Genomic DNA, 26152 nt, shown 5'->3' with positions numbered 1-26152 from the left:
CAACCGCAATGACCCGTGACGAGATCACCACCGGCCTCGCCGAGATCCTCGAAGAGGTTGCCGGGGTGAACCCGGACGACGTGGCCGAGGGGAAGTCCTTCACCGACGACCTCGATGTCGACTCGCTGTCCATGGTCGAGGTCGTCGTGGCCGCCGAGGAGAAGTTCGGCGTCAAGATCCCGGACAACGAGGTGCAGAACCTGAAGACCGTCGGGGACGCCGTCAGCTACATCGAGGCGCAGTCCTGATCATGAGTCGTCCTGACGTCGTCGTCACCGGGCTCGGCGCGACGACCCCGCTTGGCGGGGACGTCGCGTCGACCTGGGACGCCATGCTCGCCGGCCGCTCCGGGGTGAGTGCGCTCACCCAGGAGTGGGCCGAGCAACTGCCGGTCCGGATCGCCGCCCAGTTGGCCGTGGAGCCGTCCGAGGTGCTGGACCGGGTCCGGCTGCGCCGGCTGGACCGTTCCGAGGCGATCGCGCTCATCGCGGCCCAGCAGGCCTGGGCGGATGCCGGCCTGACCGACTCCGGCATCGACGGGGAGCGCCTCGCGGTGAGCGTCGGCTCCGGTATCGGCGGTGCCACCACCCTGCTCGCCCAGGACGACATCCTGGAGGCGTCCGGGCCGCGGCGGGTCTCCCCGCACACCATCCCGATGCTCATGCCCAACGGTCCGGCCGCGTGGGTCGGGCTGGAGCTGGGCGCCAAGGCCGGCGTGCACACGGTGGCCAGCGCCTGCGCCACAGGTGCCGAGGCGATCGCACTGGGTTTGGACATCATCCGCGCCGGCCGCGCCGACGTGGTGGTGGCAGGCGGCACCGAGGCGGTCATCCACCCGCTGCCGATCGCCGGGTTCAGCTCGATGCGGGCCATGTCGACCCGCAACGACGAGCCGGAGCGCGCCTCCCGCCCGTGGGACACCGGCCGCGACGGCTTCGTCCTCGGCGAGGGCGCGGGCGTCGTGGTGCTGGAGCGGGCCGACCACGCCGCCGCCCGGGGTGCCCGGGTGTACGCGCGTCTGGCCGGCGCCGGCATCACGTCCGACGCGTACGACATCGTGCAGCCGCACGCCGAGGGTGAGGGCGCCATCCGGGCCATCGCCAAGGCGATCGCGGACGCGGACGTGGCCAAGCGGGACATCGTGCACGTCAACGCGCACGCCACCTCGACCCCGGTCGGTGACATGCTGGAGATCGGCGCGCTGCACAAGGCGCTCGGCGATCACCCGGTGCTCGCCGCCACCAAGTCGATGACCGGTCACCTGCTCGGTGCGGCAGGCGCGCTGGAGTCGATCGCCACCATCCTGGCCATCCGCGACGGCGTCGTTCCTCCGACGATCAACCTGGATGACCCGGAGCCCGGCCTCACCCTCGAGGTGGCCGCGCACAAGGCCCGGCACATGGAGATCCCCGCCGCGCTGAACAACGCGTTCGGCTTCGGCGGGCACAACGTGGCTCTCGTGTTCACGCGTCCCTGAGCCTGCCCCGCGACGGGCCTCCTCCGCGCCGGAGGGGGCCCGTCGCGCGTTTTCACGCCCGGTTGCGGGGGTGTTGCCGCGCGACGCGCTCGCTGCCTCGGCGGTAGTTGCCCGTCCAGCGGGCCATCACCAACTGCGGGTCGTCGTCGACCTCGGCGAGGAACTGCGCCGCCCGGGCGCCGCGCAGCGTGCCGGCAACCCGCCCGTGATGGGTGATCACCACCGCGCCGTCCGCCCGGTGTACGAACCCGAATCCCTCTGCCACGCCCATCCGCGAAGGCTGTCAGACCCACCGGAGGCGGGCGAGCGGATTTCCACCATGTCCGACGATTGACGTCACGGTTCCGCCCCGCTTTGATGGGCCCACTGAAGATCGACTTACCGGGACTCGCCACCATGGACACTCGTACCCGCGTCGCCGCGCTGGGCGCCCTCACCCTCTGCCTGCTGGTCGGCTGCGGCAAGGAGGCCGGCGCTCCCGCCGGGCGGACCAGCGGGCAGCCGGCCCCGCAGGCCACCGGCGAACCGTGGTACGACGAGGTGGCCGCCGCCCCGTCGAACGGCACCGCGGGCGGTGCCGGCTCGCCCTGCCCGGTGCCTGTCTCGTTTCCGCTGGCCGACGGGTGGACGGCGGAGGCGGTCAAGCTCCCCGAGGGCGAGTTGGCGGAACTGGTAGGTGACGCGCTCACCAAGCAGGGCGGCACCACCGCGCGCTGCGAGGTCGACGGGCGGCGTGCCGGCGGCGGATTCCTGCGGATCTGGACGGCCGACTCGCCGACGCTCGCGCCGCGCGCAGTGCTCGAGCGGTTCGCCGCCGGTACCGGCGACACCGTCAGCGGTCAACAGTTCCGCGACGTCCGGGCCGGTGCCTTCGACGCCACCGAGACCAGCTGGCTGACCACCAGCGAGCTGACCGCGGAGACCTCGCGAGCCTGGGCGCTGGCCGTCCGGTCAGCGGGGCAGACCCTGGTCTTCACAGTCAACGAGGGCCTCGTCACCGAACGGGACGACGTCCTGCCGGCGTACCGGCTCGCGGTGCGGGGCCTCGCGACCACGACGTGAGACCGTCCGGGGCGGGCCGGGTCAGTCGCTGACGCAGGTGGTGGCGGGCAGGCCGGGCACCGCCACCGGAGAGCGCCCACCCGGTCGTGCCTTCCCCGCCAGCACCGCCGCCAGTGCGGTCATCGACGCCCGGGTGGAGGAGTACGTGGCCAGCAGCGTCGGCGACTTCGCCTTGGCCAGCACGTACGGGGTGTCCATGGCGACTGTGACGGTGGCGTCGGCGCGCAGATCACCGTCACCGTCGCCGTAGCCCACCAGGTGGACCACCGTGCCGCCGCTGGGCTTGACCGCCACGCCTGCCGCGGTCAGCGCCGAGGTGAGGGCCGCCCGGGTGCCGTCCCGGCCGTCCGACGAGGTGACTGTCACCGGTCCGCGTACCGGGCCACCGCAGGCGCCGCGCAGCACGGTGACGGCGCCCGCGGCCAGCGCCTGCGCGGCCGACCGGTGCGCCGGGGCGTTGAGCGTGGACATCGGCGCGGCCGGCGCCTCCGCGAGCCGGAACTTCATGGTGAGTACCCGGGTGACCGCCTCGACGAGCCGGGCCCGGGGCAGCGACCCGCCACGCAGCGCGGCGAGCAGCCCGTCGTACGCCTGGCCGACGTTCGGGGTCATCAGGATGAGGTCGTTGCCGGCGTTCAACGCGCGCACGGCGGCCTCGCCGGGCGCCCAGCGCTTCGCGGGAGCCATGTTCATCCCGTCGGTGATCACCACGCCCTGGAATCCGAGCTGGCCGCGCAGCACGTCGGTGAGCAGCTTGTGCGAGAAGGTCGCCGGGGTGCCCGGGTCGATCTCCCGGGCGTCCAGGTGCCCGGACATGACGGCCATCGCTCCGGCGTCCATGCCTGCGGTGAACGGCGGCCACGCGCCGCTCTTCAGCGCCGCCGCGGACTGGGTGAGCACCGGCAGGTCCTGGTGCGAGTCGTCGGCGCTGTGGCCGTGGCCCGGGAAGTGCTTGAGGGTGGCCGCGACGCCACCGGCCTGGAGGCCCCGGACGGCGCCGCCGACCTGGGCCGCGGCGCGCTTCGGGTCCGCCCCGTACGACCGGGAGCCGATCACTGTGCTGCGGGTGGCGAGCACGTCGGCGACCGGGGCGAAGTCGACGTTGATCCCCATGGCGGCGAGTTCGGTGCCGGCGGCCCGCCAGGCGGCCTCGGTGAGCTTCGGGTCGCCTGCCGCGCCTGCCGCGAGGGCGCTGGGCAGCACGGTGACGCCGTCGCTGATGCGGGTGACCACGCCGAACTCCTGGTCGGTGCCGATCAGGAAGGGCGCCGGCCCGGTGGCGAGCCGGCCGGCGGCGGCGCGCAGCCCCGTGGTCAGCTCGTGCACCTGCTTCGGGTTGTCGACGTTCGTGGTCTCCTGGTTGCCCTTGGTCGGGTCGTCCGCGCTGAACCCGACCAGGATCAGCCCACCCAGCCGGTACTTGGCGATCATCTGCGCGGGGGTGTCGACACCGGCGAGGGCCTGGTTGCCGGCCGCCGAGCCGGTTGAGACCTTCGTCGCCGAGTCGCCGTACGCGTACGGCATCAGCACCTGGCCGACCAGGTCCTCGTCGGAGAGGGTGGCGGCCAGAGCGGCGGCACGGGCGGCGGGGTCGGCGGGCGGCGTCGTGGCGGGAGCGCTGGGGCCGGCGGGCGTGCCGGTCGGGCCGGGCGTCGGCTCGGGGCTCTTCGGGGTACCCGAGCAGCCGGAGACGAGCAGGGCGGTCAGGGCGGCGACGGCGACGCTGGCGCGTAGCGGGCGAATCGGCACGCCGACCATCCCACCAGTTCCCCCTTATCGGGGCAACTTGACCTTACCGGTCGGCACCGTGGCCGCCCGGTGAGTGCCAGGGTGACGGCCTGGTCAGCCGACCCTGGTGAGCAAGGTCACCGGCGCGCCGTCCCCGGCGTACCGGTACGGCTCCAGGTCGGTGTCCCACGCGGTGCCGAGCGCCTTGTCCAGAGCGTGCGCCAGCGCCTCCGGGGCACGGGAGCCGGCCATCAGGGCCCGCAAGCGGTCCTCGCCGAGCTGGATGTCACCTGCCGCGCCGACGGTGGCCCGGAACAGACCACGGGCCGGCACGTACATGAATCGTTCCCCGTCGACGCCGGGACTCGGCTCCTCGGTGACCTCGAAACGGATCATGGGCCACTGCCGTAGGGCAGCAGCCAGCTCGGCGCCCGTCCCCGGACGACCGGTCCACCCGCATTCGGCCCGGCGGGCGCCGGGATCGACGGGCTGAGCCGTCCACTGCAGGTTGACCGGCGCGGCTAGGACGCGCGCGATCGCCCACTCGACGTGCGAGCACACGGCGAGCGGGGTCGAGTGGACGTATACGACGCCACGCGTTGGCACGGTGACCTCCCGGAGAGCGAGGTGCGTCTTCCCCTACGACCTCGTCCACCCGAGTGGTTGCTGCAACACATGATGACTCGTGTGACTGATGATGCGCCAGGGAATCGGAAAAAACGCCGGGTGGAATAGCCGGACGGGTGGTCTCCGTTGCCTCTCAGGACACCGCGACGACCAGCCTGATGTCGTGGTCATGTACAGTTCCACCGGCGGCTTATGCCGCGTTACACCCTCGCGGGCCGAGTCAGTGTGGTCCGCACACAGCCCCCGGACGTCCAGTCCTCCCGTACGTCTTGCAAGGAGTACCTCCGTGGCGAGCAACACCTCTAAGACCGCGCGCGCGTCCGTCCGGGCCGGCCAGGCTGGCCAGGGTGGCGCCCTCAGCGTGCTGGGCGAGTTCAAGTACCTCATCCCGCTCAACGGCGGCAAGCACGCCTACGTGCGGAACCTGACCAACGGCAAGACCGCGCACCTGCGTACCGACTCCGACGCCTTCGTCGAGGAGATCCGGGTGCTGGCCGCCGCCGGCCACGCCGCCAAGATCCGGGCGGAGATCAACAACCTGGCCACCACCTACCCGAACGACGGCTGGGAGGCCACCGAGAAGCGCCTGGTCGCGGCCGGCGTCTTCGAGGGCTGACCTCTCCCCCACCACAGCACCGCCGAACCGCCCGCCGAGATGTCCCGGCGGGCGGTTTCGCGTCCGCACCCGCGACCCGCAGCGGTTCAGGCCGGCAGCGGTTCAGGCCGGTTCGACCAGGGCCACCTCGCCGGTGGCCAGGTCGTAGAGGCCGCCGACCACGGCCACCCGCCCCGCGCCTACCGGCCCGGCCAGCAGATCGTCGACCCGCAGCGCGTCCACCGTGCGGCGGACGTGCCGGCGGATCGCCAGCGCGAGCACCTCCGGGTCGTCCAACCCCACCTCCAGCACCGCCGGGGCGATCTCGTCGACGAGGTGGCCCAGCGAACCTCCGGGGCGCTCACCGCCGCGCAACGCGTCCACCGTGGCGCCCACCGCGCCGCACCGCTCGTGGCCGAGCACCATCACCAGAGGTACGCCGAGCTGGCCGACCACGTACTCGATGGAGCCGCACACCGCGCGGTCGAGCACGTGCCCGCCGGTGCGGATCACGCAGATCGCGCCGAAGGTCTGGTCGAAGATCGCCTCCAGTGGAACCCGCGAGTCGATGCAGCCGAGCACCACGGCGTACGGCTGCTGATCGCCGGAGGCGGTCGCCGCGGCTGCCGTCACGTCGTGCCCGTGGATCGGTTGGCCGCTGACGAACCGCCTGTTTCCGCTGAGCAGGTCGGCCAGCGCGGCGCGGGGCGTGCCGCCGGCCAGCCGCCCCGGTTCCGGCGTCGCGCCCATCGGCGCTCCCGACGACCCCATGCCGTTCAGCTTGGCCCGCCGTGCGTGGTTCGCGGGCGGGGTCGGGAATGTTCGCCACGACGCGATTGACGTGGTCTGATGGCGGGTAGCCGGTGTTACCGCCGGGTATCCCGGTGCTGATGGTGCCGGGCGGCCCTGGGGAGGTGGCGATGCCGGAGCGTTTCGAGGTCGGTGTACCCGACGGCGTGCGGCTGCACGTCGAGGTGACGGGGCCGGCAGACGCCGAGGTCACTGCCGTCCTGCTGCACGGCTGGACGCTGGACGGGCGGGCCTGGCACCGGCAGGTCGAGGCGCTCACCGCGGCAGCCGGCGGCGAGGCCGTGCGGGTGGTCACCTACGACGCGCGGGGGCACGGGCGATCCAGCTGCATGGCGCTGCCGACCGCGACCCTGGAACAGCTCGGCGATGATTTGGCGGCGGTGCTCGACACCGTGGCGCCGACCGGGCGGGTCGTCCTGGTCGGTCACTCGTTGGGCGGCATGACGATCATGGAGTACGCGCACCGCCATCCCGAGCACTTCGCCGCCCGTACGGCCGGGCTGGTCTTCGTCTCGACCACCGCCGAGGGGCACACCCACACGGTGTACGGCCTCTCGCCCCGCATCGCCCGGCTGATCCGGCTCGCCGAGACCACAGGCGCCGGGGTGCTGGCCCGGTGCGGGTCCTGGCGGGCGCCCCGGGCGCTGCTGCGGGCGCTGCAACCGAGCATCAGGTGGATGCTCTTCGGCGACAGGTGCGAACCTGCCGACATCCGGCTGGTCACCTCGGCGGTGGCCCGCGCCTCGCTGCGCTCGATAGGCGGTTTCCGGGCCTCCATCGGCGCCCAGCACCGGCTGGACACCCTCGCCGCGCTTGCCCACCTGCCGGCCGCCGCGCTCGTCGGCGACCGCGACCGGCTGACCCCTCCCCCGTGTGCCGAGTCGATCGCCGCGGCGCTGCCGGCCACCGAGCTGACGGTGTGCCCGGGCGCCGGGCACATGCTGATGATGGAACGCCCGGACGAGGTGAACTCCGCGTTGACAGGCGTCCTGCGTCGCGTACTCGCCGGGGCGCCGATGGGCGGCGCGACTCCCGCCGGCGCGGGCGCCTGAGCGCACGTTCGCGCACCTCGGGCGCGGCGGGCCCGGCCCGGGGCCGTACCCTTCTGCGGTTGGCCCGCGCGGTTCGCGCCGTCTGCCGGCGACATCGAAGGAGCGTGCGTTGACCGACCAGACCGCCCTGGATCAGGAGATAGCCGTCGAGCAACGGCACCTCGACCGGGTGTACGCCCGACTGGCGGAGCTGCGCCGGTCGGCGGTTCGCGCCGAGCGGGACGGCTACCGGATGGCGCGGGTGGGCACGTTCGGCGCGCTCGTCGAACGCGACGCGATGGTCTTCCACGCCGCGCAGCGGCGGCACACCCTCGACGCCGAGCACGAGGGGCTGGTCTTCGGCCGTCTGGACCTGCGGGACCGGCAGACGCTTCACGTCGGGCGGCTCGGCATCCGCGACGAGGACGCCAGCACGCTCGTCGTCGACTGGCGGGCGCCGGCCGCCGCCGCCTTCTACCAGGCCACCCCGAACCAGCCGCTGGGCGTGGTGCGCCGCCGCACCATCCAGTCCCGTGGTGAACGGGTCACCCGTGTCGAGGACGACCTGCTGGACCCGTCCGCCGCCCCGGAGGGGATGACCGTGGTCGGGGACGGCGCTCTGCTGGCCACCCTGTCGCGGGCCACCGGCCGGGGCATGCGCGACATCGTGGCGACGATCCAGCGGGAGCAGGACGAGGCGATCCGCTCGCCCGGTTCCGGTGTGACGATCGTCGCCGGCGGTCCGGGGACCGGCAAGACGGCTGTCGCCCTGCACCGGGCCGCCTTCCTGCTGTACTCCGACCGCAGCCGGTACGCCGGCGGCGGCATCCTGGTGGTCGGCCCGTCGTCGGTCTTCGTCGAGTACATCGCCTCGGTGCTGCCGTCGCTCGGTGAGGACACCGCGACCCTGCACTCGTTGGGCACCCTCTTCCCGGGGATGACCGCGACCCGTACCGACTCGCCCGAGGTGGCGGCGGTGAAGGGCTCGCTGCGGATGCGCCGGGTGTTGGAGCGGGCGGTCCGCGACGCCGTGCCGGGCGGGCCTGGCGAGCTGCGGCTGCTCTACCGGGGTGCGTTGCTGCGGCTGGACCGGGCCGAGCTGGACGCGATCCGGGACCGCGTGCTGCACCGGGGCACCCGGCGCAACGAGGTGCGGCGGGCGGGTTTCGACGGGGTGTTCGCCGCGCTCTGGGCACAGGCCCGCCGGCTGAACGTGGGCCGGTTGCCGGAGCAGCGAGCCTTCGAGGACGAGATCGCCGAGCGCACGGAGTTCCGGGAGTTCCTCAAGGCCTGGTGGCCGCGACTGCACCCCCGGCACGTGCTCGGCTGGCTGGCCCGGCCGGACCGCCTGCGCCGCTACGCGGGCGGGATTCTCTCCGGCGCGGAGATCCGGTTGCTGGGCGCGGCGTACCGGGAACTGGACTCCGCCGGGTTGACCATCGCGGACGTGGCGCTGCTCGACGAGTTGGACGCACTGCTCGGCAAGCCGGCGCAGCCGGCGCGGGCGCGGCGCGACCCGTTCCAGCTCGCGGGCGGGGTCCGTGAGCTGACCACCCTCGGCGACCGGCAGCGCGCCGCGCGGGCGGCGGCCCGGGAACGGCCGGCGGACTACCGGGAGTACGCGCACGTGGTGGTCGACGAGGCGCAGGACGTCTCGCCGATGCAGTGGCGCATGATCGGTAGGCGCGGCCGGTTGGCGTCCTGGACGGTGGTGGGCGATCCGGCGCAGACGGCGTGGACCGGTGACCCGGAGGAGCTGACCCGCGCGCGGGACCAGGCGCTGGGCCGGCGCAAGCGGCACGATTTCACGCTCACCACCAACTACCGCAACTCGTCCGAGATCTTCGCGGTGGCGGCGGCGGAGATCCGCCGGCTCTACCCGGACCTGCCGCTGCCGACGGCCGTGCGTTCCACGGGGGTCGACCCGGTCGAGCTGATCGTGCCCGCCGCCGGGTTGGAGACGGCCGTCGTGGAGGCGGCCGCCGGTCTGCTGGCGGAGGTGGACGGCACGGTCGGCGTGATCACGCCGGTCCCCCGCCGCGACGAGGTCGCCGGCTGGCTGGGCACGCTCGGCGCACCGCGCCTGCAGGTGGTGACCAGCCTGGAGGCAAAGGGCATGGAGTACGACGGGGTGGTGCTTGTCGCCCCGAGCGAGATCCGCGCGGATCCGGGTGCCGGGGTACGGACGCTCTACGTGGCGCTCTCCCGGGCCACGCAGCGGCTCACCACCGTCGACCCGACCGGCTGATCGGGCCCGGACGAGCACCGTCGGGGCGGGTGCCACCGTATAGTTGCACACATAGCGATGTGCGCATACATTTGACCGGTCCCGACTGGCGGCGGAGGGTGGGTTTCGTGGGCGCAGGTCATGACCACCACCACGCGTCGGTCGCCAATGCCGCACACCAGCACCGGGGACGGCTCTGGGCAGCGTTCGGGCTGCTCGCCGCCCTGATGGTGGTCGAGGCGGTGGCGGCCTTCCGCACCGGCTCGCTGGCTCTGCTCTCCGACGCCGGGCACATGTTCACCGACGTGCTCGGCATCGGCATGGCACTCGCCGCGATCACCGCCACCCGCCGGTCGACAGGCGACCCGCAGCGCACCTTCGGCCTCTACCGCCTCGAGGTGCTCGCCGCGCTCGCGAACGCCGTCCTGCTCTCCGGCGTGGCGGTCTACGTGGTGATCGAGGCGATCCGCCGGTTCGGCGACCCGCACGAGGTGCTGGCCGGCCCGATGCTCGCGGTCGCCGTACTCGGCCTGCTCGCGAACGTGGTCGCCTTCGCGCTGCTGCGTGCCGGCGCGCGGGAGAGCATCAACCTTCAGGGGGCGTACCTGGAGGTGCTCGGCGACCTCCTCGGCTCAGTCGGCGTGATCGGCGCGGCGCTGCTCATCACGGTCACCGACTGGTGGTGGGCCGACCCGCTGGTCGCGGTCGCCATCGGCGTGTTCATCCTGCCGCGCACGTGGCGACTCGGCCGGGCCGCCGTCCGCATCCTCGTGCAGGCCGCCCCGGAACACCTCCAGGTCACTGCCGTACACGACCGGCTCGCCGCAGTGCCCGGCGTGGTCGAGGTCCACGACCTGCACGTCTGGACGCTCACCTCGGGCATGGAGGTGGCTTCCGCACACCTGACCATGGCGCCCGGCGCGGAGGTCGGCACGGTGCTCAGCGCGGCGCGTACCGCCCTGCACGACGACTTCCGGATCGAACACGCGACGCTCCAGATCGAGCCCGGTGCCGCGCCCGGCGCCTGCGGCTCGGTGGAATGGTGACCGCGTTTCGAGAAGTAGGTTCATATTTGTCCGAGTTTTTGGTCATGACGCACGCACCGTCCGTCACATCGGCTGCAAGTGCCCCACCTGCCCCGGTAGGCTCGGTCCCGGCCTCCACCAGGCGGCGCCCTCCCGGCGCCGGTGGCGGTCGCCGCCTAATCGCCCGAGCGGGCGAACCGGGGAACCATGTTCCTGGGGTGCATCCGCGTCAGCGGTAGGGATCTTCCGTCCCGAACCCGTCAGCTAACCCGGTCGGCGGCTGACGGAAGGACATGCGTAGTGGCACCAGCACGACCACCCGCCGCCCGCCTGGCGGCCCTGATCGTCGCGATGCTCGCCCTCGGCGTCGCACTCCCGGCCGGGGCGGCGGCCGCTCCCCCGACCACCCACCGGGCCGCCGCGGCGCCCGACAGCGACGAAGAGGGCGGCACCCCCGCGCTTCGCGCCCAACTGGAAGCCGCCAGCAAGGGCTACCTGGACGCCAAGCGCGCCCTGGACACCTCCGTGCAGCGGCAGCAGCAGCTCACCACCCAGCTCAAGACCACCGAGGCCGAACTGGAGGCCCGCAGCGGCAAGGTCGGCGAGATCGCCGGCGTCGCCTACCGCACCGGCCGCCTCGGCGCGATGTCGGCGCTGCTCAACAGCAACACCCCGGAAGGCTTCATGGACCGGGCCGCCGCGCTGGACGCGGTCGCCGCCAACGAGGACCGGGTGCTACGCGACCTGATCGCCACCAAGGACGAGGCCACCCGCACCCGGGTCGCCCTGGACGGCGAGATCCGCGAGCAGCGCAAGCAGGTCGCCGTGATGGCCAAGCGCAAGGAACAGGCCGAACGGGCCCTGACCGTGGCCACCACACCCAAGCCGCAGACCACCTCCGACGGCGGCTCCAACCGGGGGACGTCCAGCGCGAACGCCACGGCCGCGCCGCGCAACTCCGACGGCTCCTGGCCCTCGGAGTCGTGCAGCGTCAACGACCCCACCCCGGCCAGCGGCTGCATCACCCCGCGGACCCTGCACGCGCTCAACCAGGCAAAGGCCGCCGGCTTCACCCGGTACGTCTCCTGCCACCGCTCCGGCGGCTCAGGCGAACACCCGAAGGGTCGGGCCTGCGACTTCGCCGCGCAGAAGAACGGCTTCGGCGGTGACGCCACCGGCGGCGACAAGACGTACGGCAACAACCTGGCCGCCTACTTCATCCGCAACGCCGACCGGCTCGCCGTGCTGTACGTGATCTGGTACCGGCAGATCTGGCTGCCCAGCAGCGGGTGGAAGTCGTACAGCGGGGCGGGTGGCGACCCGTCCAGCGACCACACCAACCACGTGCACCTGTCGGTGTACTGACCCCACCCGTGGCCGGCGCCCCGAACCGGGGGTGCCGGCCACGGGTACGTCAGCGGGCGTACCCCTGATGTCGCCGACGGTCGGACGACCCGGCGGCGGCCCGGCGGCAGCATCGTTCCCATGCGACTTCCGCCCACGGCCCGCAAGGCACTGCTCACTCTGCACCTGGTCACCTCCCTCGGCTGGCTCGGCACCGACCTGGTGCTGCTCACCCTGGGCGTGGCGGTCCAGCGCGGCGCCGACCCGGCCACGGTCTACCCGGTCACGGCACTGCTCGGCACCGTGCTGTTCGCGCCGCTGAGCGTGGCGGTCTGGCTGATCGGCGTGGCCAGCGCACTCCTCACCCCCTGGGGACTGCTGCGCTACCGCTGGGTGCTCGTCAAACTCGTGCTCACCACGGTGATGGTCGGGCTGGTCCTGTTCCTGCTCACCCCGAACCTGCGCCACGCCGGAGCCCTGGGGGCCGCACTGCCCGCCCGGGACCGCGCCGACCTGGTGATCGCCCCCGCCGTCTCGACCAGCCTCATGATCATCGCGACGGTGCTCTCCACCTACAAGCCCTGGGGCCGCCGCCCCATCCGCCCAACCCGCCCCACCCGCTCAGCGGACACCGCCCGCGCCGGTCGCACCGGTCGCGATCGCGCCGACCGCGCACGCCCTGCCACCCCCGCTGCCCCCGCCGCCCTTGTCGGACCCGCCGGACCCGACGGACCGGCCGGACCCAGCGCGCCTGCCGGCCCCGCCGCGCATGCCGGACCTGCCGGACCTGCCGGAGCCGCCGGAGCCGCCGGAGCCGCCGGAGCCGCCGGCCATGATCGCGCTCGCTCCAGGATGTAGTGGCCTCTGCGTCGTGGGACGCCACTACATCCTGGATCGAGTGCGATCTTGCGGGAGCGCACCCGCCCGCCGGAGCAAGATCCGCGCAAGTTCAGGGATGTTGCTGCCTCCAGCGCGCCGGAGGCAGCAACATCGGGGAAGCTGCGCGGATCTTGGCGGCACGGCCGCAGGGCGGGCGCGGCGGGGCGGGGCGCGGCGCGGTGCGGTGCGGCGGAGGCGCGGTGCGGTGCGGCGGAGGCGCGGAGGTGGGTCAGGCGGGTGGTGGGGGGTCGCTGGCGCGTTCGAGGGCCGGGCCGAGGCGGCTGGCGAGGGCGAGGTGGGCGGCGCGGGCCTGGCGGAACGCGTACCGGAACAGCGGCGCGGGAGCGCTCAGGGTGATTTCGACGTCCACCCGGAGCAGGCCGTCCGATTCGGGGCGTAGGCGGGTGTGGTTGTGCACCGTGGTGGCGGGCCACTGGCGGGCCACCATCACGATCTCGTCGTCGTCGCTGGTGAGCACGTCCGCCTGGTAGGTGGTCCGGAAGCGTAGCGGGCCGGCCACCAGCCGGTCGCTGATGGAGTAGCTCGCCAGGGTGCCGGGGCGGGGCGGCAGTTGTCGGACGTCCACGATCAGTGGGTGCAGTTCGCCCTGCCGGGTCAGGTCGCTGAGCAGCGCGGCGGCGTCAGCGGCTGAGCACCGGGCCTGGACGGTGTAACTGAAGGTATCTCGCCTGAGCACACCGTCTCCCGCCGTCGCTTGTCGCCCGATCGTGCCGTACGTCGATCGGGCTGGCAACGCCCGTCGGACAGCGGCCGATGCCACGTCGGCCGCCAATTGTCCCATTAAGATCGGTTAGTACGAAATCACTGGCCGTGATGGAGGGCGGATTCATGAACGTTGGCGACAGGTGAGCGGGCACGTGATGGTCTTCGCGCCCACTCCGCAACTGACCGTGACCGTGGACCAGCCCAACGACCGAACCGAACTGCACCTGCACCCCGGTGGTCAGGGCGTGTGGCAGGCCCGGATGGTGCTGTCGCTGGGGGTCGACGTGGTGCTCTGCGCCGCTCTCGGCGGCGAGATCGGCCAGGTGCTGGAACCGTTGCTGGTCAGCGAGGGGGTGGACCTCAAGGTGGTGGTCCGCGACTCCGGCAGCGGCGGGTACGTGCACGACCGGCGGGACGGGTCCCGGCAGGAGATCGTCGACGTGCCAGGGCAGCCGTTGAGCCGCCACGAGCTCGACGAGCTCTACAACCTGGCCCTGGGTGAGGGTCTGCGAGCCCCTGTGAGCATCCTCAGTGGACCCAACGAGCCGTGGCTCGTCCCGCCCGACCTGTATCGGCGCTTCGCCGCCGACCTCGGGGCCAACGGTGGTCAGGTCGTCGTCGACCTTTCCGGCGACCACCTCGGGGCGGTGCTGGACAGCGGAGTCTTCTTCCTCAAGGTGAGCCACGAGGAGCTGATCCGTGACGGCCGTGCCCGCAGCGACGAGATGCCGGAGCTGACCCGGGCCATGTACGACCTGCACGCCGCGGGCGCCGAGACGGTGGTGGTGAGCCGGGCCGATCAGCCGGCGTTGGCGCTCATCGACGGGGAGCTGTTCGACGTGGAGATGCCCCGGCTGGAGGCCGCCGACCCGCGCGGAGCGGGCGACTCGATGACCGCCGGGGTGGCCGCAGTGGTGGCGCGCGGCGGGGACATCCGGACCGCCATCCGTACCGGCGCCGCCGCCGGAGCGCTCAACGTGACACGGCACGGCCTGGGCACCGGTCGCCTGGACTCGATCACGGGTCTGGTGGAGCGGGTGCGGCTGGTACCTGCCGACAGCCGCCCGCAGGAGCGCACCACCCCGGACGAGCTGGCCGACCGGGTGGTCGAGCGATGACGCTGCGGGTCCTCGTCACCAACGACGACGGGATCGCCGCCCCGGGCATCCAGGCGCTGGCCTGGGCGGCGACGCGGCGAGGGCTGGACGTGGTGGTCGCCGCACCGCTTGAGGAGGCCAGCGGCACCAGCGCCGCGATGAGCGCGACGGAGCGCGACGGGCGGGTGGTCGTGCACGACCATCCCCTGCCCGATCTGGACGGTGTGCCGGCGTACGGAGTTGGCGGCACTCCCGGTTTCATCACGCTCATCGCGCTGCACGGGGCGTTCGGCCCGCCGCCGTCGGTGGTGCTGTCCGGCATCAACCGGGGCGCCAACGCCGGTCGCGCGGTGCTGCACTCCGGCACTGTGGGCGCCGCGTTCACCGCCGCCACGAACGGCTGCCGGGCGATGGCCGTCTCCCTGGACGTCCTGTCCGCCGGTGAGGCCACCGCCGCCAGCGGTGGCGCAGCGGTGGACGCCGCCGCCCGGGTACGCGACGCCGAACGGCACTGGAGCACCGCCGCCCGGGTCGCTCTCGACCTGCTCCCCCGACTGACCTCCGCGCCGATGGAGAGCGTGCTCAACGTGAACGCCCCGGACCTGCCGTACGAGCGTCTGCGCGGAGTGCGTCGAGGGACGCTTGCGAGTTTCGGTCAGGTGCAGATGACGGTCGCCGAGTCCGGGCACGGCTTCGTGCGTACCGCACTGGAGGAGCCGGGTCAGGCCGCGCAGCCCGGCACGGACGTGGCGTTGCTGGCAGCGGGGTACGCGTCGGTGACGGCCATCCGGTCGGTGACCGAGCTGACCGACGTCGACCTGACCGACCTGGACGAGCAGCGCTGACGCGACACTCAGGCGCCGGGAAGCACCTCGGGAGTGGCGGCGCCTGCGAAGTAGGGCTCCGGAGCGCCGAAGAGGCCGAGCAGGCCGGTCACCCAGAGCTGCCGGTGCACGAACCGGCTCGGCTCGGTGACCACCAGCTTGACGCCACTGACCTCGGCGGTCTGGAAGCCGGCGACCATGGCGCTGATGCCGACGGAGTCGATGAAGGTGACAAGCCTCATGTTCAGTTCGATGCGCAGGGGGCGGCCCTTGGCCAACACCTCCGCGATCGCCTCGCGTACCTCGTACGCGGTGTCGACGTCGATCTCACCTCGCGGGGCGATCTCCACCACACCACCGGACAGAACCGACTTCACGATCGACAGGCTCACGCGAGCACCTCCACCCGCCCGTCCCCCGGGCGCCTCATCAGTACGCGGGCCGCGACCGAGAGTATTCCTCCGACGGCCTCGGTCGCCACCCCTCGGGATGAGCAATTCGCGGATCTGGGCATAACAGGGCTCCCAGTTCCGAAATTTTTGTTATTCGATCACTCGGCGGCCGGTCGGAGCCGGCGCGCCGCCGAACCAGGGTAACGGTCCCGGTCCGAACCGCCCGACGACCCGCCGCCGCCGGTGTGGGTTGCCGACGCCACTTAGCATCGGCCCGGGACACCCACGGTGACGGAGAGGACCTTCAATGATCAAGAGACTGGCCGGCCTGGCCGGCGTCGGCGTCCTGCTCGCCCTCGTACTGGCCTGCGGTTTCGGTGGTGGTGGCGACGACGATGACGACGATGACGACTTCGCAGCTGGCCCGGCGGTGGTGACGGTTCGCTGACCGGCGCCGGGCGGGCAGCGGGCCGGGTTTGCGCCGGGCCGCAGCGGGGCACTGCCAGTGAGGCGAACCGTGACGCGCTGAACAGACGCCGAGGTCCGATGTGGCCGGCGGATTCGGCACCCGAGGAGGTAACCACGATGTTCGGAACCAACCTGCTGGACCGCCGCAGCAAGCCGGAGCGGATCGCGGACCAGGCGTGGGAGCACCTGGTCTCCGCCGTCAGCTCCGCGGGGGACAGCGTCCGTGACACCGCTCGTTCGGCCCGTCGCAGCGGCGGCGACCTCGCCGACGGGGCCGGTGACCTGGTCGGCTCCGCCGCCGAGGAGGCGCGGCGACGGGCGTCGCTGGCCTTCGACGCGCTCGCCGGGCGTCAGCCGGCCCTGCCCTGGACGCTGCTGATCGGCGCCGCGCTCGTCGGCGCGGCTGTCGGCTGGGCCGTCGGCTCGGCCGCCCGGGCCGCCGGCAGCCGCGACGACCGCGCGGTCGAGGACGTGGAGTTCGTCGACGTGGACCGCCCCAACTCCCCCGCCGTCTGAACCGGACCGTCCGAGCCGAGGCGCCTGGACCAAGCCGCCTGAGACGACACGCGTGAGCCCCGCCCGACCACGGTCGGAGCGGGGCTCATTCGTGCCCCGCTCCGCCGCGCCTTCCCGAGTCGCGAGCGGAGGGGTACGCGACGCGGGGGCGGTCCTGGTGGGCCGGTCCGCCGGGTTGCCGGACCCCTCAGGCAGCCCGGCGGACCGGTGATCTGGGTCGGTCCCGGTGCTGGGCGCACGACGGGACCGCTTGCGCAGCTGCGGTTTCTTCGGAGTGGACGCCCGGGGGACGGGGCCGAACTCCGGTGGTGGCGCCGGGCCCGGGGGACGAGCACGGCGGCGGGGGCGACGACGGTGAAGGCGCGGGGCTGCCCTGGCTCCCACCACCCGACGCGACGGCTCCCGCTGTCGAGGAACTTCTTCACCGTAACCGATAGTCAACAACTTTGGAAGCGCTCCCATCATCGACGTTCGTGACCGCCGCGAAGCGTCCCACCACAAGCTCCGGGCACCTCCGTCACCCGCACCGGGCGAGGACGGCTCACCCCTTTACCCGGCAGCATCGGACCCCGGCGGGCCTGGGCGGCCACTGTCGTCGGCCGGTCCGCCGTACCGACGTACCGGAGGAGGGACAGATGGCCATCGCGACGATCAGCCGCACCGACCAGGACATCCAGTCCGCCGTACTCGACGAGCTGACCTGGGAACCGCGCGTGCAGCCGCACGAGATCGGGGTGACCGTCGACGAGGGCGTCGTCACGCTCACCGGGCGGGTGGACAGCTACGCGAAGAAGTGGGCCGCCGAACGGGCCACGCACCGGATCGTCGGGGTCCGGGCGGTCGCCAACGACGTGACAGTCCAACTGCCCGGCAGCTCCGAACGCGCCGACCCCGACCTGGCCGCCGCGGCCGGCCACGCCCTGGAATGGGACGCGTTCGTACCCGTCGAGAAGCTCCAGGTGACCGTCTCGGCCGGCTGGGTGACACTGCACGGCGAGGTCGAGTGGGAGTACCAGCGGCGCGCCGCCGAGCGTTCGGTAGGTCGGCTCACCGGGGTACGCGGGGTGAGCAACGGGATCACCGTGCGCCCGGCCGCACCACCGGACGGACAGAACCTCGCCGAGCGGATCGTCGACGCCCTCGCCCGCGCCGGAGCCACCGAGGCCGAACGGATCACCGTGCGGGTGCACGGCGACACGGCAGTGCTCGCCGGGCTGGTGCACTCGATGCCCGAGCGGGCCGAGGTGGAGCAGGTGGTCTGGTCGGCGCCGGGCATCCGGGAGGTGCAGAACCACATCGCCGTCGCCCCGGTGCTGCACTGACCGCGTACGCGGAACCACCCGGGGCGGGTGAGCCGGCCTCACCCGCCCCGGACGCAGGCTGGGGGCATGAGTGATCCGAACGGGCTGATCCAACCTGGGAACCCCGCGCCCGGCTTCACCCTCGCGGCCACACCCGACGGGCAGCAGATGGGGCCGGAGCAGTTCCGCGGCCGGCCGGTCGTGCTCGCCTTCTATCCCGCCGACTGGAGCCCCGTCTGCGGTGACCAGATGGCGCTCTACCAGGCGGCGGCGCCGGTGTTCGACAAGTACCGCGCCGTGGTGCTGGGCATCTCCGTGGACAGCATCTGGTCGCACCGGGCGTTCGCGCAGGCCCGGGGCATCGAGTTCCCGCTCCTGGCCGACTTCGAGCCCAAGGGTGAGGTGGCCCGCCGCTACGGCGCGTACGCCCCGTGGGGCGAGGCGCAGCGGGCCCTTGTGGTGCTCGACCAGAACGGGACTGTGGCGTGGAGCTACCTCTCCCCGCCGGACGTCAATCCGGGCGCGGACGGCATCTTCGACGCACTGGACCGGCTCGCCCAGCAGGGGGTGATGGCGCGATGAGCACGCCACTTCAGGTCACCGCCCGACTCCGGGATCCGGTGACCGCCGAGGACCACGCCCGGGGGCCTGTCGACGCCCCCGTGACGGTCGTCGAGTACGGCGACTTCCAGTGCCCGTTCTGCGGCGCGGCGTACCCGAACCTGCACGAGATGCTGCGGCAGCGGGCCGACACCGTACGCCTGGTCTACCGCTACTTCCCGATCGCCAACGTGCACCCGTACGCCGAACGTGCCGCCGAGATCGCCGAGGCCGCCGCGGCCCGGGGAAGGTTCTGGGAGATGCACGACTGGCTCTACGAGCACCAGGACCAGTTGGATCCGGTGCACCTGTCGCTCGGCGTCGAGCAGGTGGGTCTGCCACCTGACGAGCTGGACGCGGAGGTGCAGAGCCGGACGCACGCCGACCGGGTACGCCGCGACTTCGTGGGCGGCATCCGCAGCGGTGTGAACGGCACCCCGACCCTGTTCGTCAACGAGGTCCGGCACGAGGGCGGGTACGACCTGCCCGACCTGTTGGCCGCGGTGGACGCCGCCGCGAACGCCTGACCGCCCGACGGCTCAGAGGAGCCGCAGCTCGCGCGCCCGCCGGACCGCTTCACGCCGGCGGGTCGCGTCGAGCTTGCGGTAGATGTTGCGTACGTGCGTCTTCACCGTGTTGACCGACAGGGACAGTTCGCTGGCGATCTCCACGTTGGACAGGATGCTCTGCAGGTACCGCAGGATCGTCAGTTCCCGCTCGGTGAGCGGCTCGTCGAGCGTTCCCGCCGGTTCGGTGGGCTGTCGCGTCGGCGCCTGGCCGGCGTCCCGCACCAGGTCGCTGACCAGCGCGAAGTGGGCGGTACCCGCGTCCAGGTGGGCGGCCAGCAGATCCCGGACCGGCCCTTCGGCACGGGTGAAGACCCGTCGGCAGCCGTGCGGGCCGGCCAGGTCGAGCACCTGTTCGAGGATCCGACCGGCGCGTCGTCCGTCTCCGCCCCGCTCGGCGAGGACCGCGTCCAGCAGGCCGGCGTCGAGGCGTACCGGCAGGGGCCACGCCTGCGCCCCCGGCGCCTGCCAGTCCGGTAGCGCCCGGCCTGCGGCACCGGCGTCGCCGGACCGCAACTCCAGGCGCGCCAGGCCCACCGCGAGCGCCGGCTCGGCGTGGCCGCCGGCCAGCAGCTCGCGGGCGCCGTCCAGGTCACCCCGCTCGGCCCGCAGCTCCGCCTCGGCGGCCCGCAGCAGGCCCGCCAGTTCGGCGGCGTGCGGAAGGTCGACCAGCGCCTCCCGGGCCCGCACGAGCAGCCGCTGGCCGGCTGCCGGGTCGCCCGCGTCGCCGTGCAGCCGTGCCCGGCACAGGGCGGCCACGGCCGCCGCCACCGGCTCGCCGCTCTCCGGCTGCGAGCCGTCCGCGCCGGTCGCCGGGGTGGCCACCGCGAGGTTCGCGGCGGCCTCGTCGGGCTGGTCGCGGTGCAGCGCCGCCACCGCCAACGCCAGGTACGCGTAGCCGCAGTCGAGGCGGCAGGACCAGCCCCGGCAGGGCGGCATGCCCAGCGCGTCGCGGGCCGCCCGCTCGGCCGCGCGCAGGTCGCCACGCACCGCGAGCAGCAGGGCGGAACGGCTGGCGGCGACCAGCTCGGTGCGGGCCCGACCGGCCTCGCGGGCCGCCGCCCGGGCCCGGACGAACCGCGCCTTGGGCAAGGCGCCGGCGGCCAGCTCCACCAGCCCCAACGCGGCGCCGGTGAAGGCCCGCACGTCCGCGTCCCCGGCCGCGTCACCTCCACCGCCGGTCGGCGCGGCGTCCGGCACCCCGGTCGGGCCGGCCCCGGGTGGACGGGTACGCAGCAATCGAGCGGCGGCGGCCCGCACCTCCACCGGATCGTCGGCGAGCCGGGCCACGGTCAGCTCCAGCGCGGTGGCCAACCGCAGGAACCGGTCCCGGCGGGGCATCGGCAGACCACCGGCGTACGCGGCGGCGGTGCGCAGGTGGTCCGTGGCGCCCGGGAGGTCACAGGCGTACGCCCGCTCGGCGGCGCAGGCCAGGGCAACTTCCGGCTGGGCGCGCAGCACGTCCGGCGGTGGGGACGAGGGCCGTGGACCGGCCGCCGTGTCCCGGTCGTAGCGGGTCAGCTCCGGCCAGTGCGCGACGAACAGGTCGCCGGCCAGGTCCCACCGACCGGCGACCAACGCGTGCCGCAGACCGTCGGCCGGGCGGCCGCCGTGGGCGTACCACTCGGCGGCCCGTACGTGCAGCTCGCGCAGCTCGTCGGCGGGCATCCGGGCCAGCTCCGCCCGGAGCAGGTCGGCCAGCAGAGGTTCGCAGCGGTACCAGGGTGGGCGGCCGTCCTCCCGGTGCAGCACGCCTCCCGCCCCGGCCAGGTCGGCAAGGGCCTGGGCGGCGTCGGTACGGCCGGTCAACGCCTCAGCGAGGTCGGCGCAGACCGTGTCGGCCAGGGCGGTGCGTCGCAGCAGGTCCCGGTCGGCCGGGTCGATCGTGCCGAGCACCTCCTCCTGGAGGTAACCGGCGATCTCCGGCTGGTCGCCGCCGAACTGCCCCACCCAGCGTTCCGGGTCGGCCTGCCCGCGTACGGCAAGGGCGGCGATCCGCAGCGCGGCCGGCCACCCGCCGGTGCGTTCGCGCAGCCGGTGCACCGCACGCGCCGGCAGTGCCGCGCCGTGGGCGGTGAGCAGGTCGGCCACCTCGTCGTCGGTGAAGGCCAGCTCGTCGGGGCCGATCTCGGTCAGCTCACCGGCGAGGCGGAGCCGGTGCAGGGCCAACGGCAGCCCGGCCCGCGCGCCGACCACCAGGCGCAGCCGCTGCTCGGCGTGCCGCAACAGGAACTCCAGGCCGGTCAGGGCCGCCGGGTCGGTGATCCGGTGCAGGTCGTCCAGGACCAGCAGGACCGGCCGGTCCGCGCCGGCGAGGGCGGCGGCGAGGGCTTCGAGCTGGTCGGGGCGGGGCGGCCGGTCGGGCACCGGACCGTCGTCGGCCGGCCCGGTCGCGGCCCGCAGCGCCGCCGCGAGGTACGCCCACAGCCGTTCGCCGTCGTCGCCGGTCTCCACCGACACCCACGCCGGCTCAAGCCCGGCCACCGTCGGCGCCGCCCCGGCGTCGGGCACCACCGCTCCCGGCCCGGTCTCCTGGATGCCGCCGGTCAGCCGCACCCACGAGGCGAGGAGTGTCGTCTTGCCCCAGCCTGCAGGTGCGGCGACCAGGGTGACAGGTCCCGCGCTGCCCTCGTCGAGCCGGCGCAGCAGGCGGGGTCGGGCCACCACCGCCTCCGGTGGCGCGGCGGGCGTCAACCGGGACGCCAGCAACGGCAGGTCCCCCGAACGCCCCGGTGCCGTACCCACTGACGCGTGATCCTGCTGTTCCGGCACCCGGCTCCACCCCCACGACGCGTCCCACCCCCGGTCGGCGAGCGGTTACCCGACCGGGACGGGTTCACCCCTTCCGGGCGAGCCCGCTTCACCCGCTCGCGACCGACCATGGAGAACGTGGACCGGGAGGACGGGTGGGACCGATGCGACGGCTGACGCGTGTGGGAACCGCCCTCGGCGGCTCGGCGCTGGCCGGGGCGGCACGCGTGCTGCGCGTACCCCTGCGGCGTGGCCGGTCCGGCGCGGACGGCGACCCCGTCGCGGCGGCCCGGTGGGAGGTCGTGACTGTGGACCGGCCGCCGGACGAGGTGCTGCCCGGCGGTCGATGGCCTGAGCCGCTGCGCCTCCTGGACGGCGCCGTCGAGGTGCGGGTGCGCCAGGCACCGGGCCACCGGGGCACCGAGCTGGCGGCCCGTTCGCTGACCGGGGCCACCCCGACCGTCGGGCTCGCCGCGCACCTGGTCGGCGACGACCCACGGCACCTGGTCCGCCGGACGTTGCGCCAGGTCAAGCAGCGCGTCGAAACCGGCGAGGTGCTGCGCGCGGACCGCTCCGCGCTGGACCGACCGGAGGCCGGCGGGTGAAGGCGCTGTGCTGGGTGGGCGCGGACCAACTGGCGGTACGTGAGGTGCCGGACCCGGAGCTGCGCAACGAACGGGACATCATCGTCCGGGTCCGTCGAAGCGCCACCTGCGGCGCCGACCTGCCGTTGCTGGCCGGGCGGGATCCGCTGCTGCGCAGCGGTGACGTGCTCGGGGCGGAGTTCCTCGGCGACGTGGTCGAGGCCGGTCCGGAGGTACGCCGGCACCGCGACGGCGACCGGGTGGTGGTGGGCGCGGGCGTCGCCTGTGGCGGCTGCTGGTACTGCCGTGCGGGCCTGCACGCCTGCTGCGACAACGGCAGCACGGAACCGGCGAGCGGGGACGAGGGTTGGGGACGGTCGGACGCGGGCTGCTTCGGGCGGCCCCGAGCGGCGGGCGGCTTCGCCGGCGGCCACGCCGAGTACGTGCGGGTGCCGTACGCGGACGTGACAGCCGTCCGGGTGCCGGACGCGGTCGGCGACGACCGGGCGCTGTTCGCCGCCGACGCGGCGCCGGCCGGCTGGCTGGCGGCCGAGCTGGGCGCGGTGCGGCCGGGTGACGTGGTGGCGGTCTGGGGCGCCGGCGCGGTGGGCCACCTGGCCGCCCGGGCGGCCACGCTGCGCGGCTGCGCCCGGGTGGTGGTCGTGGACCGGCACGAGGACCGGTTGCGGATGGCCGAACGGCACGCGGGCGCGGAGCCGCTGAACTACCGCCACACAGACGTGTCGGCCGAGTTGCGGGACCGCAGCGGTGGGCGTGGCCCGGACGTGTGCGTGGTGGCGGTCGGCCAGCGGCCGGCCCGGTCGGTGGTCGACCGCTTCGGCGACCGCCCGGACGCCCTGCGCGAGGCGGTGTACGCCTGCCGCAAGGGCGGCACGGTGGTGGTGCTCGGCGGGACGGACGGGTTCGTCGACGCGTTCCCGCTGGGCGCGGTGACCGACAAGCGGCTCGCGGTGCGCGGGGCCCGGCGGCCCGACCTGCGGGACGTGCCGATGCTGCTGGACCGGATGGCCCGCGACGAGTTGCGGACCGAACACCTGGCCACCCACCGGCTGCCGCTCGAGGAGGCCCCGCGCGGGTACGAGCTGTTCCGCGACCGGGCCCACGGCTGCGTCCGCGCGGTCTTCAGCCCGTGACCGATGAGCCATCGGCTCCGGCGGATGGCAGACTCGCAGGATGGCCGGGGAGCGAACGTACGACGTGGTCCTGTTCGGGGCGACCGGGTTCACCGGAGGGCTCACTGCCGAATACCTGGCCCGACACGCCCCACCGGGGCTGCGGTGGGCGCTTGCGGGGCGTAGCCCGGACCGGCTCGCGGCCGTACGGGACCGGCTCACCGCGATCGACCCGAGGCTGGCCGACCTGCCGCTGCTGGCCGCCGACGTCACCGACGCCGACTCGCTACGGGCGGTGGCCCGCGACGCCCGGGTGGTCGCCAGCACCGTCGGCCCGTACGTGAGGCACGGCGAGCCGCTGGTCGCCGCCTGCGCCGCAGCCGGCACCGACTACCTGGACATCACTGGCGAGCCGGAGTTCGTCGACCTGATGTACGTCCGCCACCACGACGAGGCCGCCCGCACCGGCGCGCGGCTGGTGCACGCCTGCGGGTTCGACTCCATCCCGCACGACCTGGGCGTCTGGTTCACCGTCAAGCAGCTGCCCGCCGACGTGCCGATCACCGTGGACGGCTACGTCCGGGCCTCGGGTCGGTTCTCCGCAGGCACGTACCATTCCGCGCTCACCGCGTTCTCCCGTACCGGCCCGGCCAGCCGCGCGGCCCGCGACCGCCGCGCGGTCGAGCCGTGCCCCGCCGACCGTCGGGTCCGGGCGATGCCGGGCCGGCTGGCCCGCTCGGCGGAGCTGGGCATCTGGACCGTGCCGCTGCCCACCATCGACCCGCAGGTGGTGCGCCGCTCGGCGGCGGCCCGCCCGGAGTACGGACCGGACTTCCGCTACCGGCACTTCGCCGCCGTGAAGCGGTTGCCGACCGTACTGGCCGGCGGGGTCGGCCTCGGCGCGCTGGTCGGCCTGGTCAAACTGCCGCCGACGCGGCGCTGGCTGCTCGGTCGGCTCGCCTCCGGGCAGGGGCCGACCCCGCAGCAGCGTGCGGCGGCCTGGTTCCGGGTCCGGTTCGTGGGCACCGGCGGCGGTCGGCGGGTGCTCACCGAGGTCGCCGGCGGCGACCCGGGCTACGACGAGACGGCGAAGATGCTCGCCGAGTCGGCGCTCTGCCTGGCGCTCGACGAGCTGCCACCGACCGCCGGGCAGGTCACCCCGGTCGCCGCGATGGGCGACGCGTTGCTGGACCGGCTGGTCCGGGCCGGGCTCACCTTCCGGGTGCTCGAGGACACCCCGGTGGAGCGCCCGGCTTGACCCTCGACCGGGTCGAGGGGGCAGGATTCCCGCGTGAATGACCTGCACAGCATCGGTGAGCTGGCCCGGGCCAGCGGCCTGACCGTCAGCGCGCTGCGCTTCTACGACGCGGCGGGGGTGCTGGAGCCGGCCCTGGTCGACCCGGTGACCGGCTACCGCTGGTACACCCACGAGCAGATCGCGCCGGCCCGGCTGGTGGCCGGGTTGCGCCGGATCGGCATGCCGGTGCCGGAGATCGCCGCGGCGGTACGCGCCGAGCCGACGGCCGTGCACCGGCTGCTCGACACGCACCTGCGCCGGCTGGTCGACGGGCTGGCCGACGCCCGTCGTGAGGTGACCCGGCTGCGGGCCCTCGTCGACCCGGCCCGGCCGGTCACCACCACGCTGCTGCTCTCCCCCGCCGAGCTGGCCGCCGCGGTCGACGCGGTGCGCTTCGCCGTCGGCGTCGACCCGGAGCTGCCGATGCTCTCCGGTGTGCTGCTCGACGTGGAGTCCGACGGCGTCCGGCTCGTCGCCACCGACAGGTACCGGCTCGCGCAGGCTCGGGCCGGTGCGCACGTCGACGGCCCGCCGGTGCGGGTGTCCGTCCCGGTGGACCTCGTCGACCGGGTGCGGGCGCTGCTCGACGCCGCCGACACCGCTCCGGTGCGGCTGAGCGTGACCGGCACCGACGTGCGGATGGTGGTGGCCGGCCGGACCCTTACCGGTACCGCGCTGCACGACGACTTCCCGGACTACCGTCGACTGCTGCGCAAGGCCGTCGGCGAGCGGCCGGCCGCGTACCGGATCCCGGTGGACGTGGCGGCGCTGCGCGCCGCGCTGGCGGACCCGGCGGCCCCCACGGTGGCCCGCGACCACGACGGCGAGCGGCTGGCCGTCACCGTACTCGGCCTCGACGACCACGGCGGTCTGCGCCTGCTCCCCGCCGACGAGGCCGGCACCGAGGCGGTACACGTGGGCGTCAACGGCGGCTACCTGCTTGACGCGTTGAACGCGGCGGGCGCCGCCCAGCTGGTGCTGGAGTTGGACGGGCCGGTCGCCCCGCTCGCCGTGCGGCGGCCGGACGACGCGGACACCTTCTCCGTGCTGATGCCGATCCGACTGTAGAACCGGGTCCGTCACTCCCCGTCG

The 26152-nt window shown here is 74.0% G+C and carries 27 protein-coding genes and 1 riboswitch; of the genes, 20 read left to right on the top strand and 7 right to left on the bottom strand.

The features are described 5' to 3' along the window. Positions 1-8 precede the first annotated feature (8 nt). Both ACFY1S_RS19135 and fabF read left to right on the top strand, forming a co-directional pair. Entirely contained in the window at positions 9-248 is a 240-nt protein-coding gene (locus tag ACFY1S_RS19135; protein WP_053653162.1) for an acyl carrier protein, read from the top strand. A 2-nt stretch (positions 249-250) separates the two neighbouring features. After that, positions 251-1477, top strand: coding sequence for a beta-ketoacyl-ACP synthase II (gene fabF, locus ACFY1S_RS19130; protein ID WP_357990302.1), 1227 nt, complete (start codon positions 251-253; stop codon positions 1475-1477). Positions 1478-1529: 52 nt separating this feature from the next. Here fabF and ACFY1S_RS19125 read toward each other — a convergent pair whose 3' ends face one another. Then, on the bottom strand, positions 1530-1748 hold the full coding sequence (locus ACFY1S_RS19125; protein WP_387119638.1) for a hypothetical protein: 219 nt from the start codon (positions 1746-1748) through the stop codon (positions 1530-1532). A gap of 125 nt (positions 1749-1873) precedes the next feature. Here ACFY1S_RS19125 and ACFY1S_RS19120 point away from each other — a divergent pair, with 125 nt between their 5' ends. Beyond that, positions 1874-2539 (top strand): lipoprotein, encoded by a 666-nt coding sequence (locus ACFY1S_RS19120; RefSeq protein ID WP_387119635.1) that lies wholly within the window; start codon positions 1874-1876, stop codon positions 2537-2539. Between the two features lie 21 nt (positions 2540-2560). On the opposite strand, the gene ACFY1S_RS19115 is transcribed toward ACFY1S_RS19120, so the two are convergent. Both ACFY1S_RS19115 and ACFY1S_RS19110 read right to left on the bottom strand, forming a co-directional pair. Then, positions 2561-4297, bottom strand: coding sequence for a glycoside hydrolase family 3 protein (locus ACFY1S_RS19115; RefSeq protein WP_387119632.1), 1737 nt, complete (start codon positions 4295-4297; stop codon positions 2561-2563). 84 nt (positions 4298-4381) lie between these two features. Then, positions 4382-4873, bottom strand: a complete 492-nt coding sequence (locus tag ACFY1S_RS19110; protein ID WP_387119629.1) for a DUF3145 domain-containing protein — start codon at positions 4871-4873, stop codon at positions 4382-4384. 307 nt (positions 4874-5180) lie between these two features. Here ACFY1S_RS19110 and ACFY1S_RS19105 point away from each other — a divergent pair, with 307 nt between their 5' ends. Continuing rightward, the gene (locus ACFY1S_RS19105) at positions 5181-5510 is read left to right on the top strand and encodes a hypothetical protein (RefSeq protein WP_139585908.1); all 330 of its coding nucleotides are present in this window, start codon (positions 5181-5183) and stop codon (positions 5508-5510) included. Between the two features lie 102 nt (positions 5511-5612). Here the strand turns inward: ACFY1S_RS19105 and ACFY1S_RS19100 are convergent, their stop codons facing one another. Next, positions 5613-6239, bottom strand: coding sequence for a carbonic anhydrase (locus tag ACFY1S_RS19100; protein ID WP_387119626.1), 627 nt, complete (start codon positions 6237-6239; stop codon positions 5613-5615). Between the two features lie 170 nt (positions 6240-6409). Here ACFY1S_RS19100 and ACFY1S_RS19095 point away from each other — a divergent pair, with 170 nt between their 5' ends. From ACFY1S_RS19095 to ACFY1S_RS19075, 5 genes are all read left to right on the top strand, one after another. Next, complete coding sequence (locus ACFY1S_RS19095) at positions 6410-7351, top strand: alpha/beta fold hydrolase (RefSeq protein WP_387119623.1); 942 nt, start codon at positions 6410-6412, stop codon at positions 7349-7351. 109 nt (positions 7352-7460) lie between these two features. After that, a complete protein-coding gene (locus ACFY1S_RS19090; protein WP_387119620.1) occupies positions 7461-9578 on the top strand; it encodes a HelD family protein in 2118 nt (705 codons plus the stop codon). A gap of 107 nt (positions 9579-9685) precedes the next feature. Next, positions 9686-10603 (top strand): cation diffusion facilitator family transporter, encoded by a 918-nt coding sequence (locus tag ACFY1S_RS19085; protein WP_364362423.1) that lies wholly within the window; start codon positions 9686-9688, stop codon positions 10601-10603. 142 nt (positions 10604-10745) lie between these two features. Further along, a riboswitch (cyclic di-AMP (ydaO/yuaA leader) is annotated at positions 10746-10877 on the top strand. Between the two features lie 5 nt (positions 10878-10882). Further along, complete coding sequence (locus tag ACFY1S_RS19080) at positions 10883-11947, top strand: coiled-coil domain-containing protein (RefSeq protein ID WP_387119617.1); 1065 nt, start codon at positions 10883-10885, stop codon at positions 11945-11947. 120 nt (positions 11948-12067) lie between these two features. After that, on the top strand, positions 12068-12784 hold the full coding sequence (locus ACFY1S_RS19075) for a hypothetical protein (RefSeq protein ID WP_387119614.1): 717 nt from the start codon (positions 12068-12070) through the stop codon (positions 12782-12784). 250 nt (positions 12785-13034) lie between these two features. Here ACFY1S_RS19075 and ACFY1S_RS19070 read toward each other — a convergent pair whose 3' ends face one another. Beyond that, positions 13035-13502: an SRPBCC family protein gene (locus tag ACFY1S_RS19070; RefSeq protein ID WP_387119611.1), complete on the bottom strand. Its 468-nt coding sequence runs from the start codon at positions 13500-13502 to the stop codon at positions 13035-13037. 184 nt (positions 13503-13686) lie between these two features. Here ACFY1S_RS19070 and ACFY1S_RS19065 point away from each other — a divergent pair, with 184 nt between their 5' ends. Continuing rightward, on the top strand, positions 13687-14649 hold the full coding sequence (locus ACFY1S_RS19065; RefSeq protein ID WP_387120254.1) for a PfkB family carbohydrate kinase: 963 nt from the start codon (positions 13687-13689) through the stop codon (positions 14647-14649). Beyond that, positions 14646-15473, top strand: a complete 828-nt coding sequence (gene surE / locus ACFY1S_RS19060; RefSeq protein WP_364362419.1) for a 5'/3'-nucleotidase SurE — start codon at positions 14646-14648, stop codon at positions 15471-15473. Before ACFY1S_RS19065 ends, surE begins: the two co-directional genes overlap by 4 nt. An 8-nt stretch (positions 15474-15481) precedes the next feature. Here the strand turns inward: surE and ACFY1S_RS19055 are convergent, their stop codons facing one another. Beyond that, positions 15482-15844: an STAS domain-containing protein gene (locus ACFY1S_RS19055; protein WP_130403378.1), complete on the bottom strand. Its 363-nt coding sequence runs from the start codon at positions 15842-15844 to the stop codon at positions 15482-15484. Positions 15845-16151: 307 nt separating this feature from the next. Here ACFY1S_RS19055 and ACFY1S_RS19050 point away from each other — a divergent pair, with 307 nt between their 5' ends. The 5 genes from ACFY1S_RS19050 to ACFY1S_RS19030 all read left to right on the top strand — a co-directional run bounded on the left by ACFY1S_RS19050 (position 16152) and on the right by ACFY1S_RS19030 (position 19256). Beyond that, complete coding sequence (locus tag ACFY1S_RS19050; protein ID WP_387119607.1) at positions 16152-16292, top strand: hypothetical protein; 141 nt, start codon at positions 16152-16154, stop codon at positions 16290-16292. A 137-nt stretch (positions 16293-16429) separates the two neighbouring features. After that, positions 16430-16828, top strand: coding sequence for a hypothetical protein (locus ACFY1S_RS19045; RefSeq protein ID WP_387119603.1), 399 nt, complete (start codon positions 16430-16432; stop codon positions 16826-16828). 635 nt (positions 16829-17463) lie between these two features. Further along, entirely contained in the window at positions 17464-18150 is a 687-nt protein-coding gene (locus tag ACFY1S_RS19040) for a BON domain-containing protein (RefSeq protein WP_387119600.1), read from the top strand. A gap of 66 nt (positions 18151-18216) precedes the next feature. Beyond that, entirely contained in the window at positions 18217-18711 is a 495-nt protein-coding gene (locus ACFY1S_RS19035) for a redoxin domain-containing protein (protein WP_387119597.1), read from the top strand. Beyond that, on the top strand, positions 18708-19256 hold the full coding sequence (locus tag ACFY1S_RS19030) for a DsbA family protein (RefSeq protein WP_387119594.1): 549 nt from the start codon (positions 18708-18710) through the stop codon (positions 19254-19256). Before ACFY1S_RS19035 ends, ACFY1S_RS19030 begins: the two co-directional genes overlap by 4 nt. A gap of 12 nt (positions 19257-19268) precedes the next feature. On the opposite strand, the gene ACFY1S_RS19025 is transcribed toward ACFY1S_RS19030, so the two are convergent. Further along, positions 19269-22040, bottom strand: coding sequence for a LuxR C-terminal-related transcriptional regulator (locus ACFY1S_RS19025; RefSeq protein ID WP_387119591.1), 2772 nt, complete (start codon positions 22038-22040; stop codon positions 19269-19271). Between the two features lie 170 nt (positions 22041-22210). Between ACFY1S_RS19025 and ACFY1S_RS19020 the strand changes: the two genes are divergently transcribed. Genes ACFY1S_RS19020 through ACFY1S_RS19005 form a run of 4 tightly spaced genes read left to right on the top strand, consistent with a single transcriptional unit; the run spans position 22211 to position 26128 of the window. Then, the gene (locus ACFY1S_RS19020) at positions 22211-22651 is read left to right on the top strand and encodes a hypothetical protein (protein WP_387119588.1); all 441 of its coding nucleotides are present in this window, start codon (positions 22211-22213) and stop codon (positions 22649-22651) included. Continuing rightward, complete coding sequence (locus ACFY1S_RS19015; protein ID WP_387119585.1) at positions 22648-23784, top strand: zinc-binding dehydrogenase; 1137 nt, start codon at positions 22648-22650, stop codon at positions 23782-23784. The genes ACFY1S_RS19020 and ACFY1S_RS19015 overlap by 4 nt, the downstream gene beginning before the upstream one ends. Positions 23785-23824: 40 nt before the next feature. Next, positions 23825-25021: a saccharopine dehydrogenase family protein gene (locus ACFY1S_RS19010; protein ID WP_387119582.1), complete on the top strand. Its 1197-nt coding sequence runs from the start codon at positions 23825-23827 to the stop codon at positions 25019-25021. 42 nt (positions 25022-25063) lie between these two features. Continuing rightward, positions 25064-26128, top strand: coding sequence for a MerR family transcriptional regulator (locus tag ACFY1S_RS19005; protein ID WP_387120251.1), 1065 nt, complete (start codon positions 25064-25066; stop codon positions 26126-26128). The last annotated feature ends 24 nt before the right edge of the window (positions 26129-26152 follow it).

Origin of the sequence: Micromonospora sp. NPDC000663 (assembly GCF_042898105.1) — a bacterium.
Taxonomy (GTDB): Bacteria; Actinomycetota; Actinomycetes; order Mycobacteriales; family Micromonosporaceae; genus Micromonospora.
This window is presented reverse-complemented; position numbering and strand designations above follow the sequence as displayed.